This window comes from Priestia koreensis (assembly GCF_001274935.1).
In the GTDB taxonomy this organism is placed as follows: Bacteria; Bacillota; Bacilli; order Bacillales; family Bacillaceae_H; genus Bacillus_AG; species Bacillus_AG koreensis.
The window spans coordinates 1-14,482 of sequence record NZ_LILC01000010.1 but is presented as its reverse complement, the minus strand read 5'-3'; the positions used below and the strand labels follow the sequence as shown (position 1 = coordinate 14,482).

The following is a 14,482-nucleotide window of genomic DNA, read 5'->3' as shown; positions in this document are numbered from 1 at the left end:
AGCACATAATATGTGCTTGCTCTTTTTATGAATTGCTTTAAGATCATTTTTACTCTTTTTGCTCAACAAGCACAGCCTGTAGTTCTTTTTCCTGAGCATTTTCATATCCACGGAAAACTACCTCGGAAATACCCTCTTGGTTAAAAAACAAATTGTACTGATCCGAAATATTACCAATAGGGTAATAACAAGCAACGTAATCCAAAATAACCCCCGTATCACCTTTTTTTGGTGACGTCCATAGTTCATTAAGAGTTGCTCCCAGTCTTCATACTTAACAATTGAACCAATCGGTAACGGATATGCTAAATCCTCCATCTACTCTCACCTTACTATGTACGCTTAATAACGGCTGAGCCAACCTTATAGAGAATAAAAAACATAATCGGCATACCAATAGTAAAAATAATAATTCGAGTAGCTTTTTCGCCGGCGCTATCCGAAGAAACGAGGTTAAAAAATACTACTAACACATATCCAATAATGAAAACAATCGTTAACATCCTCTTCCAAAAAAGCATTCTCTCCATAAGTATTCTCCTCCTTATTTAAGCCCAATCTCCAATCCAACACCTGGATCAACCGGCAAATGAATTTTAAATTCAGACTTACTGCCCTTAACTGATCCACCTGCTAATGTTTCCACCTTCACTTCGAAACCTAAAGCATTTGCATAAATGTGACCCTCAGTGTTCTCTATTATAAATGTATCTTTACTGTGTTCTTTTAGAGCACTTGTAAACGGTCCTAGAGGATGGGATGTAGAAGTGGAGTGGCATTATAAACACTAGCATTGTTCTTACCCGGAATCTGAGGAGCTACGTAAGGGCTATAATCTTGGTATGCTACCTGAGATCTCATTTGTTCTTGCTGTTTTTTTGTCACATAAGCTTTCGTTTCTTCTCTCTTTTTCTCAATATCATTCAGCGCTTTTTGTTCAGTCTCTTTTTGGACTTTATATGCTTTATTGCTATGGTGTTTCTTTGCATCGCTGACTTTAAGGAGCTTATTTGACTTTTTAATGATTCATGATTTTCCACCCTTGATTCACCAGCTGTAATCAAAGAGCTTGCCGCATATATTTTCCTGCTGATACTATTAACACCTCTTACCCATCATTTTATTGTTTTCCATTTCAGATTTACGCTTCCACCATGTTTCTTAGCGTACACGTAAACTCTATAAGTAGCAGTTTTAGGGATTGCAACTTGTACACGCTCATGGTCCTCTTCTAAAATAGCTATAACTTTTCCTTTTCTCGTTTCTAGGCGCCCAAGATCATCACAATAGATGCAAGTAAGTAGGTATACAAAACTCTTTTATAGTTCTTCATTTTTCCCTCTCTTTAACTGGCATTTAAACTTATTACCATTTTAAATAATCTATTAGCTCCCTACTGGTTATAAAAGAAATAGACAGATCGAACCATTTAATGTAAAAAATTCAAGTAATAATGCAATGTTTTATACCCTTTTTTTACCACAAGAACACTTACCACCAAATTTTTCATATTTTAGGTTCTTTTAATGTCTGGTGTTGAATGTCTTCCTCTACTAACAGAGCAGGTTAATTGAAGAAGGATTTATTATTGGACTGAATGAATTAGTTAGATAGAGAAAAATCAATGAAATATCAACATTAACCTTTAACAGAGCCACATTTCAAAAAAGCTATTCATTTCGTTTCTCTTTATTCGTTTATTATTTCGGGGGTTAAGCATGTCCTAATCACTGGAAATTAACATGATGGTTAAACATAACAAGCTACTTATCATGTAAAGACATCTAGTTAACTACTTCTGCTGTAAAAAATTTTTCACATAAAACAGGCACAGGATGCGTCTCCTGTGCCTGTTTCTTTTAGGCGAATCTTGCGTTCTCTTCTTCTTGCTTGAAGAAGCTCTTCATTGCATTAAAAACGTCTGATTTTTGCTTTAAAATATAATAGCTAAATCGATCATCTTGGATATTTTTATAGGCGGACATAAGAGTTGAGTGTCTGTTGTATTGATTAACTTCACCGTATCCAAACATATTGGATACTTTCATCAATTCATTTACAAGCTTGACGCAGCGGGCATTATCAGAGGTTAAATTGTCTCCATCGGAAAAATGGAATGGATAGATGTTGTAGCGGTCTGGTGAATATTTTTTATCAATAATTTCAAGCGCTTTTCGATATGCGGATGAACAGATCGTCCCTCCACTTTCTCCCTTTGAAAAGAAATCTTCTTCTGAAACGACTTTTGCCTCTGTATGATGAGCAATAAATTCAATTTCGACCGTTTCGTATTTTGTTCTTAAAAACCTTGTCATCCAAAAGAAAAAGCTTCTCGCCATATACTTTTCCCAAATCCCCATTGATCCGCTCGTATCCATCATTGCAAGAACAACAGCTTTTGACTCCGGCTTGACGACTTCATTCCACGTTTTAAACTTCAAATCTTCTGGATAGATTGGATAGAAACTTGCTTTCCCTGTCATGGCATTGCGTTTATAAGCAGATAGCATCGTACGCTTCTTATCAATGTTCCCCATCAGACCCGTTCGACGAATATCATTAAACTCAATATGTTCGACAATATTTTGATCACTTTCTTTTCTTTTGAGCTTTGGTAACTCTAACTGTGAAAACAACGCTTCTTCAAGCTCCATGAGCGAAACTTCTGCTTCGTAATAATCTTCCCCAGCTTTATCACCAGCTCCTGACCCTTTTCCTGCACCTGGCTGCCCTGAAGAACCATCTCGTGCGACAACGTCTCCCACTTTGCTGTCACCGTCACCTTGACCAACATGCTTATTTTTATCGTAATTGTACCGTATACGATACTCATCTAAAGATCTGATCGGAATTTTCACAACGTCTTTTCCGTTAGACATTACGATGCTTTCTTCCGTTATTAAATCAGGCAGGTTGTTTTTGATGGCTTCCTGAATTTTTTCTTGATGGCGCTTTTGATCATCATGACCTTTTCGATGGAGGGACCAATCTTCCTTTGATATTGCAAAACTATTATTATCTTCCCCAGTCATACTATTTCCCCTCCTTATAATTATGTGCTGGTTACTAAACTTATATTGGACAGGCACCTTTTCTTACCTGACAGAATATACTATCAAGGACATTTTCCCGATTTCTCTTAAAATAAAGGTTGGTTACTCTATCCTATGCACAAACTCCAAATAATTGACAAATAATTTTGACAATTATTTGTGTGGACAAGCTCCCCTTTAGATTCAAAAAGTCGTTATGCTTATTCCGGCCAAGAATAAACAAAACGACTTTTTACATCCATTACATCATTCATTTTTCTTTATGCTGAACTGGATCTGGCTGTACGCCTTCTTCTTGAAGCTCTTGGTTCGTCTTCAAGTTCTCCATCTCTTTTCCTAGCTTTTTTAGCTCTTCCCAATCTTCTGCCATCGATCCGTTTACCTTTTCTCGTTCTTTTCCCATCCTTATCACCTCTACTGATAAAATTCCCCCTTTTTCTTGAAATAAAACAGCTCACTAAGATAAAAAAAGGAAACGGCTTTAGAGAGCATGCCGTTTCACTTTTATCATTAACGATTCAATAAGCTTCCTACATAACGAAGTAGATCATTAGCTGATGTTGAATTGTAGCCGTGCTCATCGATTAAGCGCGCCACAACTTCATTTACCTTTTTCAGCTGCTGTTCATCTGGTGTTTTAGTAGATGTCGTAATTTTAACCACATCTTTTAAATCAGCAAACAGCTTTTTCTGAATTGCTTCACGTAAACGCTCATGTGAATTATAATCAAAACGCATTCCTTTACGAGCATACGCTGAGATACGAATTAAGATTTCTTCACGGAACGCTTTTTTCGCATTTTCTGAAATACCGATTTGTTCTTCAATTGAGCGCATGAGTTTCTCATCTGGATTCATCTCTTCACCTGTTAACGGATCACGAAGCTTATTTTTGTTGCAGTAGGCTTCAACGTTATCAAGATAGTTATCCATGAGCGTTTTAGCAGACTCTTCGTATGAATAGACAAACGCTTTTTGAACTTCTTTTTTCGCAATATCGTCGTATTCCTTACGTGCTAATGAGATATAGTTTAAATAGCGCTCGCGGTCTTCATTTGAAATTGATGCATGCTGATCCAATCCTTCTTTTAAGGAACGAAGTACGTCTAACGCATTAATTGATGTAACGCCTTTTCGAATAATAGTTGAAGAGATACGGTTGATGACATAACGTGGATCAATGCCGCTCATCCCTTCATCATTGTATTCCTTTTGCAGCTCTTCAAGGTCTGCCGTGTTATACCCCTCTACCGTTTCACCATCGTACAATCTCATTTTCTTAATTAAGTCGATATCACCTTTTTTAGGCTCTTTTAATCTCGATAAAATCGTAAAAATGGAAGCAACTCTGAGCGTATGAGGGGCAATATGAACACCAGACACATCGCTTTCCTGAATCATTTTTTCGTAAATTTTCTCTTCTTCTTTTACCTTTAAGTTATAAGGAACTGGCATAACAATAATACGGGAATGTAATGCTTCGTTTTTCTTATTGGAAATAAACGAGCGATACTCCGTTTCGTTCGTATGTGCAATAACAAGTTCATCAGCACTTATAAGGGCAAATCTTCCAGCCTTGAAGTTTCCTTCTTGCGTTAAAGATAGAAGATGCCATAAGAATTTTTCGTCACACTTTAGCATCTCTTGGAATTCCATCAGACCTCGGTTTGCTTTATTTAATTCTCCATCAAAACGGTAGGCACGCGGATCAGATTCTGATCCATATTCAGCAATAGTGGAGAAATCAATGCTTCCTGTTAGATCCGCAATATCCTGTGATTTAGGATCAGATGGACTAAACGTACCGATACCTGTTCGCTTATCTTCTGAGAAGAAGATTCGCTCTACAATGACATCTTCAATACGTCCGCCGTATTCTTTTTCTAAACGCATCAAGTTAAGCGGTGATAAGTTTCCTTCGACACGCACCCCATACTCTTCGTGAAAATCTCTTCGCAAATGTTGCGGAATTAAATGAAGTGGATCTTCATGCATTGGGCAGCCCTTGATCGCAAAAACAGCACCACGATCTGTTAATGAGTATGCCTCTAACCCTCGTTTTATCATTGTGACAAGCGTAGATTTCCCTCCACTTACAGGTCCCATTAAAAGCAAAATACGCTTTCTGACATCTAATCGTTTCGCTGAAGGATGAAAGTACTCTTCTACTAGTCTTTCTAGCGATGACTCTAATCCAAACATCTGGCCACTAAAGAAATTGTATTTCTTCTTACCATCTACCTCTTCAATTCCAGCATCATTAATCATATTATATATACGAGAATGTGCAGATTGAGCTACCAAAGGCTGTTCTCTCACAATTTCTAAGTACTCAGCAAAAGTACCTTCCCATTTTAGTCGATGTTCTTCTTCACGGTATCGTTCAATTTTCTTTAAAATATCCATTTAGGAACCTCCCCCTACTAGTGATGCTAGCGACCAAGATTAATACAATTTATGCGCTAAATGACGTGAACATGCTTTCTAATTTCAAATCTGTCCTAAATCCTCTAAAATATATTTGTTTATCCTTACGAATCTATAGGATTAAAAGGGATTATTGCTCTAAAAAGAAAATAGAATCCATATTTCCTCCTCAAAGTAATAACTTAGAACTTATTTTTTAATTTTTTTCACGTATTAGAAAATAGTGATGGTTATTTAACGATTTATCATTCCCATGTCCATTCTTATTCGCTATAATGAAGCTATAGTATTTTTTTGGAAACGTTTACTGAGGAGGATGGGTATGAGGACGCTTATACTTTTAGGGGTATGTATTGCATTTTTATCTTCTATCTTCACAGCAGGGTACAACGACAAACCGGGAAGAAAATAAAAAAAGCATCCAGCTGGATGCTTTTTTTATTAGTCATTTGTAAATTTCAAGCCAGGATAATTTTGTTGGCGTAGCGCTTCGTAAATTAAAATGGCTGCAGTGTTTGATAAATTTAGTGATCGAACATTCTCATTCATCGGTAAACGAAGGCATCTGTCCATGTTGTTCTGGATAATTTCAGGTGGTAACCCCTTTGTTTCGCGACCGAATACGAAGAAATAATCTTCCTCTAGATTACTATAATCGAAAGAGCTATGAGCTTGCTCACCAAATTTCGTAATAAAATAGAACTTTCCTTCTGCATACTTCTCAAACACTTCTTCTAATGAATCATGGTAATGAATATTTACATATTGCCAGTAATCTAGCCCAGCTCTCTTCAACATTTTATCGTCTGTTGAAAAGCCTAACGGACGAATCAAATGCAAAGTCGTATCCGTTGCTGCACAAGTTCTTGCAATATTACCCGTATTTGCAGGGATTTCTGGTTGATATAGTACTACATGAATTCCCAATTTTTTCACCTCAACTAAACAATCTACTCTTCATTATATCACGATCAGCGCAAAACAACAGAATTCTCATCACCCATTAATATGGAAAAAACCATACTTCATGTTTGGGGTGTATGCGGATGAGTCCTCATATGCCCAATATCTCATGCGACTATTATACGTATTGGCATTCACAAGCGGCATACCATCGTCATCCTTGGCAACAATAATGGTTGAATGATCCCACCTGCCATCTCCTTGAAAATCATAGCAAATGATATCACCAATCATTAAATCTTTTGCTGCCGTTTTCTTAGTTGCCGTTAATCCTGTCTTTGAGGAATTTAAATACCAGTAAAAAGAGTTTGCGACCGTCCAGCTATAGCTCCAATTTTTCGTCTGCATCCACCAGCCTTGACCCTTATTTGGATATCCTCTCATCGGAGCAGTACCAGCTCGCAAACACTGCGAGACGTAGTTCGTGCAGTTCACATCAAAATTTGTATAGCTCGGATTATGAGAATTCCAGTATCTCTCCGCATACTGAACAGCTGCGCGCCGATCATAATTAAAGGACCGATCCTCATCTTCATCGAAATCATAGCGATCCATCTCTTCACTATCGAATGACGTAGAAAAAGGATAAATCTCTTCATCTTTCAATAGCGTATCTTTGTAAAATAACGCTTTACGCTTTTCAACGGTTTCTTCTATATAAAAGAAGCTACGCTGTTTTACAAGTGACTCCACTTCAACATGATAGTAAACGGTGGTTTCCTCATATTCATTCGAAATATGATCAACATACCCCTTAGCCGAACACTTTACAATTTCAGCCCCGCGCTTGGACATTTGATTACACTTTTGTTCCACCTGCTTTTCAATAAAAGGCGAAAAATCGCGGTGCAGATTGCCATTTACATAACCTTCTGCACGTGATCTAACTAACGTATGCAGGACAATTTTTTTCGTTTGCAAAAGACTTCACCACTTTCATAGGCTTTCTTATAACCTATGATGAAGCGTTTGTCTTTTAACACTTTATTATTGTTCCAAGCGTGCTAATGCCTTTTCTAATTCAAGCAATACCTCTTCGTCTGTTTCCTTTACTGTCGCTTCTTGTAATTTCTCCTCAATACGAGCAGGCGCAATTTTAGCCAAGGCCCACGCAGCTGTACCTCTAATAACGGGACGTGGATCATCTTTCAGAAGGTTCAATAGATCAGGTACCGCTGTTTCATCTTTAAAATGAGCTAATGCAATAATAGCATTGCGCTGAATCGGCTTTTTCCCTCTCCATGATCCTGAAACATGTCCATATGTTTCTTTAAAATCACGATTACTAATCGTGAGCAGCGGCTTCAACAGTGGCTTTGCAACTTCAGGATCAGGCTCCATTTCAGGATGAAGATGCAAATCTTTTCCCTTATTTTCTGGACAAACAGTTTGACACGTATCACAGCCATACAAGCGATTCCCTAATTTATCTCGAAATTCCTCTGCAAGCATTCCTTTCGTTTGTGTTAGAAATGCTATGCATCGATTAGAGTTCAATTGACCCCCGGTTACAAGTGCATCAGTTGGACAGGCTTCGACGCATTTATTACACGTGCCGCAGCGATCTTCTATCGGGCTGTCAGGCTCAAGCGGCAGGTTTGTTACAATCTCCCCCAAATAAACATAAGAACCAAACTCTGGAGTAATGATCGAGCAATTCTTAGCACTCCAACCGATACCGGCTCTTTCAGCTACAGCTCGATCTGATAGCTCTCCTGTGTCTACCATAGACTTCGTCATAACATCAGGCACCATTCCCTGTACAAACTCTTCTAGCAGCTTTAGCTTCTCCCTTAATACATCATGATAATCACGTCCCCAAGAAGCACGACAAAAAATACCTCTTCGCTCACTTTTTGTACTTCGAGGTGCATCTTTCATTTTAGATGGGTATGCCAGTGCAATGGCAATAATAGAGCGCGCTTTTGGTACTAATAGCTCGGGGGTAGTTCTCTTTTTGATATCCGGTTCTTCAAACCCTGACTGATAATTTAGTTCCTGCTGCTGATACAGACGATCTTTCAATTCAATAAACGGAGAAGCACTCGCAAAGCCAATTTTATCTATCCCAATTTCCTTACTGTAGTCAATAATCTGTTGCTTCAACTGCAACATATTCATATTACGACCTCCTTCCTCGTTTTCGTTCTTTAAATCATTTATAATATCTCTTAACTACCTTTTAAAGACTCGTATCTTTATCTTCAAAAATAGAAAGGAATGTTCAATAGTGGAAATTTCACTCACTAATCATATTAAAACACTAATTCCTAATTTTATTGTATCTGTGATCCGATATCAAGGGATTACCGTTTCTACTTCTCCACAAATGATACAAGGCCGATTACGCTTATTCCAGGAATCTATCTTCTTTGAACTTCAAGACCAAAGCGTTACATCTGTACCAGAGATAGCTGAATGGAGACAGCTATTTAAACAATCAGGTACAGATCCATCCAAATATCGTCCTTCTATAGAATCTCTATACCGTAGGATTCAAAAACAAACGTACCTACCAACCGTTAACTCTGCGGTTGACATTAATAACTTTTTTTCACTTCAATACAAAATCCCAATTGGCATCTATGACCTCAACAATCTAAAAGGCGACATTGTAATTGACATTGGTGGGGATAGTGATTCATATATGGGTTTAAATAATCGGGAGCTCACACTAAGCAATAAAATTATTTCTCGTGACGAAATTGGTGCCTTTGGAAGTCCCTATGTCGATTCCAATCGATCACCCGTTGAGCATACAACTACGAACGCAATCCAAATTCTCTATTTACCTCCCTCTATTGATAGAGACGAGGCAAACAAGCTTACGGCCTCTCTTGAGAACATGTTTCTCCAAATCCATGGTGGTGAAGCTACACATAAGCTCGTAGAATAAAGAGACGTAGGGAGCATCCGGCTTCCTATGTCTCTTCGTCTTTGAGGGCAACTCTCTCCGCCATGATCCTTTTTATAAAATGAACCACTATGTAATGCCCGAGGGGGAAAATCATAAAAAACAATATAAAAGCGTAGTACTCATTTGAAATGAAGTACTACGCTCAAACAGACATGATCCCAGTTTAATTTATTTTTAAATCTCAAATAATAAGAAGCTCTATTTCATTACTTTTTATGCTCTGAATTCACCAGGTACGTTTTCTTCTACCTTATATCGTCTGCCACTTACCATGATCACGATCAATGCGAGAACAGCAAATATGGCAAGGTAGATACCAAGAACACTTGCGTTATATAATGCGGTTCCTGGAGCATCTAAATTAAGTACAGATTTAAAACCTGCAATACTGTACGTAAATGGAAGGAATTCGCTCAAAGCCCTCATGTTGGCTGGGAGCATATCGATTGGCAAGTTCGCACCCGTAATGGAAAGCTGAAGTACCACGAATGCGAGACCAAGAAATCTTCCGATGATGCCAAGTGATGCAAAGAAACTCACAATTGCGGAGAATACAATACTTACAAAAATAGTGAATAGTACAAATCCTGTTGGGTTTTCAACATTTATCGATAACACCATAGCAACAATTGAAAGCAACAGAGCTTGTGTAATGGCGAAAACGGACAAATTCATAAATTTTGCACCAAACCAAGCTGCTACTGAAACGCCCTGTGGTCTTTTAAAATTCATAAACATTGACATGATTAAAATGCCTACAAATAACGCAAGAGTTAATACATAAGGAGATGTTGAATCACGATAATGTGGGAAATTAAAAATCTTTTCGCTTTTTAATTCCACTGGTGAAGCAAACATATTGTAATTCTTCTCATCAAGATCTTTTAGACTACTTGTTTTCGCTGCTCCATCTTTCAATCCAGAAGCAAGCTCAAATGAACCATCATTCAGTTTTTGGGCACCATCATTTAAGCGGGTGACACCTGAAGTTAAATCTCCCCAGCCCTTGTTTACTTTTTCATTTCCCTCACTTACTTGCATCGTTCCCGAATGAATTGTGTTGGCACCTTCTGTAAGTACTTTCCATCCTTTCGCTACGTCTGCATTTCCATTACTGACTTGACCAGACCCATCATGAAGCTTAATTGTCCCATCCGTAAGCTTCTTCCATCCAGTATTAACATCTGCATTTCCATCTCTTACCTTAACTTGACCGTCATGAATTTTAGCAGTGGCCCCTTTTAAGGTTTGCCATCCTTCATTAACTGATGCATTACCAGCCGATACAAGCCCTGCCCCAGAATCAAGCTTTGCCATTCCGTCCACCATCGACCCCCAGCCTTTATTTACAACGTCGTTTCCAGCCGCGATCTTTGCAGTTCCTGACTGAAGCTCACCAACTTTATCTACCATCGTGTTCCAACCGGCTGCAACTTTTTCAGTCCCTGCTGTTAGTTGTGGGATTTTTTCATTCAAAGCCCCCACACCATCATCAATTGATTTTTGGCCTTGAACTAGCTTTTTTAATCCATCTGCAACTGATGAATCACTAGGAACTTCGTGTTCAGTAAGCGCTGCAGCTATACCATTTGCGCCTTGTTTTAATCTTTCTAACTTTGCTTTGTTATCCGGATTATTTGCAGCAACAGATAAAGCATTCCCTGTCCCTACAATCTTTTGGAAACTAGGGTCTCCCTGCAATTCAGGATGCGCTTTAAAAAACACCTGGAGATCCGCGGATAATTGTTTTAGATTATCTCCAAGCACTTGCGACTGCATGGCAACCTCACCAATTCCAGATGCAACTTGCTGAGTTACAGGTAATACTTTTTCTTTCAGAGCTCCTTGCGTTTGTTGCAAGCCTTTTAAAACATCAGAGGTTCCTTTTTTTAATGCAGGTACCTTTTCGTTCAGCAATTTTGAGCCAGATGCCAAATCATTCACGCCCTGCTCATTTTCTTTTAAAGAGTTAAGTAGTAATTTCGTTCCCTCATTTATTGCTTGAGACCCTGAGGCTAACGCTTGGATATTTCCTGAACCTCCTTTTAGAGAAGTTAAGAGCTCTCCTGTTCCATTTTTAAGAGCCTGTGAGCCGTCAGCAAGGCGTTTGATATCTTCTTGCTTAGCGGTCAATGACTGCAGCATTTGGTCAGTTCCTTTTTCAAGTTCACTTGTACCGTCAGCAAGCTTTTTGATATCTCCTTGCTTAGCGGTCAATGACTGTAACATTTGCTCAAGACCATTGTTAAGCTGTGCAGAACCATTAGCTAACTTTGTAATATCGTTTTGTTTACTAGACAAGGACTGATACATCTGTCCTGTTCCTTTTTCAAGCTCCTTAGTACCCGTAGCAAGCTTGGAAATCTCACCTGATTTATTTGTAAGCGATTCCAAAATTGTGGTCGTGCCTTGGAATAAATCAGCGGTTCCTCCATTTAGTTTCACTGAACCGTCAGCGGCCGTCTGAAATCCGTTAGATACGTCCTTTAAGCTGCCAAACATGTTCTTAACATATTTCTCTGTAATTTGATTGGAGAGCTTTTCTCTAATCTGCTCTGTTGCACTCTTAGTTACCTGTGCTGCCATAAAGTTTAATCCTTCATTCTGTACATACTTCAATTCGGGCTTTTGAGGATTTGTTGAAAGCACAGAGGTTACCTTTTTAGAGAAATCTTTTGGTATCTCAATGACCATGTAGTACTTCAAGCTTTTTAAACCACTTTTCGCTTCATCAGAATCAACAAAGTTCCATCCAAGATTCTTTCCCTCTTGCAAGTTTGAAACTAGATCCTTTCCTGCATTGATCATTTCTCCATCTGTCTCTGCTCCCTGATCGTTGTTCACTACTGCTACTGGCAAGTTGGACAAATTGTCGTATGGACCCCAACTTGGCGATAGTAGTATTCCCCCATAAACGACCGGCACAAGCAAGGCAACAATAACAGAGATTAACAGCCATTTCTTTGCCACTAATGCTGCCATTTCTGCCTTGAATAAACTAAAAACCCTCATCCGCTATTCCCCCACAGAATAAAATATAATGAAGCATAGATAAGTAGTATACGACCATTTACCTACACTAGAAATATGTATTCTAATTAATGATGAAAAGTCCTCTAAATTATAACTGAAAATTTAAATTATTTAATCTACTTAAGTAGCAGTGAAAATAAAAAACGCAATGACCCGTTTTGTTAAACGAACCACTGCGTTGTGATTAAAATTATGTATGGAGCGGGTGATGAGAATCGAACTCACGACATCAGCTTGGAAGGCTGAGGTTTTACCATTAAACTACACCCGCAATTATTATGTTAGATGATACTAGAGAAAATTTCTCGATACCGGTGGTCGGGGTCGAACCGACACTCCAGAAGGAACACGATTTTGAGTCGTGCGCGTCTGCCAATTCCGCCACACCGGCGTAAGCAAGAAATATATATGGTGCCGAGGGCCGGACTTGAACCGGCACGGTAGTCACCTACCGCAGGATTTTAAGTCCTGTGTGTCTGCCAATTCCACCACCCCGGCAGGGCAGATAAATGGAGGCGGCAACCGGATTCGAACCGGTGAGTAAAGGTTTTGCAGACCTTGGCCTTACCACTTGGCTATGCCGCCTTGACAAATAAAAATGAAAGCGGAAGACGGGATTCGAACCCGCGACCCCCACCTTGGCAAGGTGGTGTTCTACCACTGAACTACTTCCGCAATGGCTGGGCTAGCTGGATTCGAACCAACGAATGACGGAGTCAAAGTCCGTTGCCTTACCGCTTGGCTATAGCCCAATATCACATTTGACGTATTTTATAAAATTATATGGGGCGACTGATGGGAATCGAACCCACGAATGCCAGAGCCACAATCTGGTGTGTTAACCACTTCACCACAGCCGCCATTATAAGAAAAAATTTAAAATTAATTGGCAGGGGCAGTAGGAATCGAACCCACACCGGAGGTTTTGGAGACCTCTGTTCTACCGTTAAACTATGCCCCTATAAATGGTGGAGGGGGACGGATTCGAACCGCCGAACCCTGAGGGAGCGGATTTACAGTCCGCCGCGTTTAGCCTCTTCGCTACCCCTCCACAAAATCTGATCTAACTGGTGCCGGCAAGAGGACTTGAACCCCCAACCTACTGATTACAAGTCAGTTGCTCTACCAGTTGAGCTACACCGGCTTTGTTAGAATGGTGGCTTGGGACGGAATCGAACCGCCGACACAAGGATTTTCAGTCCTTTGCTCTACCGACTGAGCTACCAAGCCATATTAGGATGTACTATATTANGCTCTACCGACTGAGCTACCAAGCCATATTAGGATGTACTATATTAAATTAAATGGCGGTCCCGACCGGGATCGAACCGGCGATCTCCTGCGTGACAGGCAGGCATGTTAACCGCTACACCACGGGACCATTATGTATATTTGGTTGCGGGGACAGGATTTGAACCTGCGACCTTCGGGTTATGAGCCCGACGAGCTACCAGACTGCTCCACCCCGCGATAATATGATCGACACATAAGAGTGTCATGGTGGAGGATGACGGGATCGAACCGCCGACCCCCTGCTTGTAAGGCAGGTGCTCTCCCAGCTGAGCTAATCCTCCAAAACGATTGTTGCATTCTTTATAAAGTGACCCGTACGGGATTCGAACCCGTGTTACCGCCGTGAAAGGGCGGTGTCTTAACCGCTTGACCAACGGGCCATCAAATATGGCGGAGAGCAAGGGATTTGAACCCTTGAGACGGCGTTCACCGCCTACACGATTTCCAATCGTGCTCCTTCGGCCACTCGGACAGCTCTCCAAATGGCTCCACAGGCAGGACTCGAACCTGCGACCGATCGGTTAACAGCCGATAGCTCTACCACTGAGCTACTGTGGAATATACCGCCTGGCGATGTCCTACTCTCACAGGGGGAAGCCCCCAACTACCATCGGCGCTCGAGAGCTTAACTTCCGTGTTCGGTATGGGAACGGGTGTGACCTCTCTGCCATAATCACCAGACATATATATTATACACTTTTCTACGAAAAATGCAAGTGTTTTTTGAAAGAAAGTTATTCTTTCAAAACTAGATAACAATTGTTAAGGAAAAGCATTTGGTTAAGTCCTCGATCGA

9 protein-coding genes, 17 tRNA genes, 1 rRNA gene and 1 pseudogene are annotated in these 14,482 nt (G+C 39.9%); 1 reads left to right on the top strand and 27 read right to left on the bottom strand.

What is annotated here, in order from left to right:
- Positions 1–49 precede the first annotated feature (49 nt).
- From AMD01_RS06825 to queG, 8 genes and pseudogenes are all read right to left on the bottom strand, one after another.
- Positions 50–318 (bottom strand): annotated as a pseudogene (locus AMD01_RS06825) (DUF4176 domain-containing protein).
- Positions 319–332: 14 nt separating this feature from the next.
- The gene (locus tag AMD01_RS06820; RefSeq protein ID WP_053400655.1) at positions 333–530 is read right to left on the bottom strand and encodes a hypothetical protein; all 198 of its coding nucleotides are present in this window, start codon (positions 528–530) and stop codon (positions 333–335) included.
- A gap of 1,329 nt (positions 531–1,859) precedes the next feature.
- On the bottom strand, positions 1,860–3,032 hold the full coding sequence (yhbH, locus tag AMD01_RS06815; RefSeq protein WP_053400654.1) for a sporulation protein YhbH: 1,173 nt from the start codon (positions 3,030–3,032) through the stop codon (positions 1,860–1,862).
- Between the two features lie 271 nt (positions 3,033–3,303).
- Complete coding sequence (locus tag AMD01_RS24440) at positions 3,304–3,456, bottom strand: hypothetical protein (protein ID WP_169775940.1); 153 nt, start codon at positions 3,454–3,456, stop codon at positions 3,304–3,306.
- A gap of 107 nt (positions 3,457–3,563) precedes the next feature.
- Positions 3,564–5,459 (bottom strand): PrkA family serine protein kinase, encoded by a 1,896-nt coding sequence (locus AMD01_RS06810; protein ID WP_053400653.1) that lies wholly within the window; start codon positions 5,457–5,459, stop codon positions 3,564–3,566.
- A 462-nt stretch (positions 5,460–5,921) separates the two neighbouring features.
- Positions 5,922–6,407 (bottom strand): tRNA (uridine(34)/cytosine(34)/5-carboxymethylaminomethyluridine(34)-2'-O)-methyltransferase TrmL, encoded by a 486-nt coding sequence (gene trmL, locus AMD01_RS06805; RefSeq protein WP_053400652.1) that lies wholly within the window; start codon positions 6,405–6,407, stop codon positions 5,922–5,924.
- Between the two features lie 69 nt (positions 6,408–6,476).
- Complete coding sequence (locus tag AMD01_RS06800; protein ID WP_053400651.1) at positions 6,477–7,364, bottom strand: amidase domain-containing protein; 888 nt, start codon at positions 7,362–7,364, stop codon at positions 6,477–6,479.
- 66 nt (positions 7,365–7,430) lie between these two features.
- Positions 7,431–8,564: a tRNA epoxyqueuosine(34) reductase QueG gene (gene queG / locus AMD01_RS06795; RefSeq protein WP_053400650.1), complete on the bottom strand. Its 1,134-nt coding sequence runs from the start codon at positions 8,562–8,564 to the stop codon at positions 7,431–7,433.
- A 109-nt stretch (positions 8,565–8,673) separates the two neighbouring features.
- Here queG and AMD01_RS06790 point away from each other — a divergent pair, with 109 nt between their 5' ends.
- The gene (locus AMD01_RS06790) at positions 8,674–9,339 is read left to right on the top strand and encodes a B3/B4 domain-containing protein (protein ID WP_053400649.1); all 666 of its coding nucleotides are present in this window, start codon (positions 8,674–8,676) and stop codon (positions 9,337–9,339) included.
- Between the two features lie 234 nt (positions 9,340–9,573).
- Here the strand turns inward: AMD01_RS06790 and AMD01_RS06785 are convergent, their stop codons facing one another.
- The 19 genes from AMD01_RS06785 to rrf form a co-directional block, all read right to left on the bottom strand.
- A complete protein-coding gene (locus AMD01_RS06785) occupies positions 9,574–12,372 on the bottom strand; it encodes a YhgE/Pip domain-containing protein (protein WP_053400648.1) in 2,799 nt (932 codons plus the stop codon).
- Between the two features lie 218 nt (positions 12,373–12,590).
- Positions 12,591–12,664, bottom strand: a tRNA-Gly gene (locus AMD01_RS06780).
- A gap of 38 nt (positions 12,665–12,702) precedes the next feature.
- Positions 12,703–12,784: transfer RNA gene (locus tag AMD01_RS06775), tRNA-Leu, on the bottom strand.
- An 18-nt stretch (positions 12,785–12,802) separates the two neighbouring features.
- Positions 12,803–12,891 (bottom strand) — tRNA-Leu (locus AMD01_RS06770).
- A gap of 12 nt (positions 12,892–12,903) precedes the next feature.
- Positions 12,904–12,978, bottom strand: a tRNA-Cys gene (locus AMD01_RS06765).
- A gap of 18 nt (positions 12,979–12,996) precedes the next feature.
- Positions 12,997–13,068, bottom strand: a tRNA-Gly gene (locus tag AMD01_RS06760).
- Between the two features lie 2 nt (positions 13,069–13,070).
- Positions 13,071–13,145 (bottom strand) — tRNA-Gln (locus AMD01_RS06755).
- 32 nt (positions 13,146–13,177) lie between these two features.
- Positions 13,178–13,253 (bottom strand) — tRNA-His (locus AMD01_RS06750).
- A 27-nt stretch (positions 13,254–13,280) separates the two neighbouring features.
- Positions 13,281–13,354, bottom strand: a tRNA-Trp gene (locus AMD01_RS06745).
- A gap of 5 nt (positions 13,355–13,359) precedes the next feature.
- Positions 13,360–13,444, bottom strand: a tRNA-Tyr gene (locus AMD01_RS06740).
- Between the two features lie 17 nt (positions 13,445–13,461).
- Positions 13,462–13,537, bottom strand: a tRNA-Thr gene (locus tag AMD01_RS06735).
- A 10-nt stretch (positions 13,538–13,547) separates the two neighbouring features.
- Positions 13,548–13,623, bottom strand: a tRNA-Phe gene (locus AMD01_RS06730).
- Between the two features lie 75 nt (positions 13,624–13,698).
- A tRNA-Asp gene (locus AMD01_RS06725) sits at positions 13,699–13,774 on the bottom strand.
- Between the two features lie 12 nt (positions 13,775–13,786).
- Positions 13,787–13,863 (bottom strand) — tRNA-Met (locus tag AMD01_RS06720).
- Positions 13,864–13,891: 28 nt separating this feature from the next.
- Positions 13,892–13,967, bottom strand: a tRNA-Val gene (locus AMD01_RS06715).
- A 27-nt stretch (positions 13,968–13,994) separates the two neighbouring features.
- A tRNA-Glu gene (locus AMD01_RS06710) sits at positions 13,995–14,066 on the bottom strand.
- An 8-nt stretch (positions 14,067–14,074) separates the two neighbouring features.
- Positions 14,075–14,166: transfer RNA gene (locus AMD01_RS06705), tRNA-Ser, on the bottom strand.
- Between the two features lie 3 nt (positions 14,167–14,169).
- Positions 14,170–14,244, bottom strand: a tRNA-Asn gene (locus AMD01_RS06700).
- Positions 14,245–14,251: 7 nt separating this feature from the next.
- Positions 14,252–14,367 (bottom strand): 5S ribosomal RNA (rrf, locus tag AMD01_RS06695).
- Between the last annotated feature and the right edge of the window lie 115 nt (positions 14,368–14,482).

Bases quoted from the DNA above. Each gene is read 5' to 3' on its own strand.
- AMD01_RS24440 (WP_169775940.1), bottom strand. From the start codon at position 3,456: ATGGGAAAAGAACGAGAAAAGGTAAACGGATCGATGGCAGAAGATTGG.
- AMD01_RS06810 (WP_053400653.1), bottom strand. From the start codon at position 5,459: ATGGATATTTTAAAGAAAATTGAACGATACCGTGAAGAAGAACATCGA.
- AMD01_RS06820 (WP_053400655.1), bottom strand. From the start codon at position 530: ATGGAGAGAATGCTTTTTTGGAAGAGGATGTTAACGATTGTTTTCATT.
- yhbH (WP_053400654.1), bottom strand. From the start codon at position 3,032: ATGACTGGGGAAGATAATAATAGTTTTGCAATATCAAAGGAAGATTGG.
- AMD01_RS06785 (WP_053400648.1), bottom strand. From the start codon at position 12,372: ATGAGGGTTTTTAGTTTATTCAAGGCAGAAATGGCAGCATTAGTGGCA.
- queG (WP_053400650.1), bottom strand. From the start codon at position 8,564: ATGAATATGTTGCAGTTGAAGCAACAGATTATTGACTACAGTAAGGAA.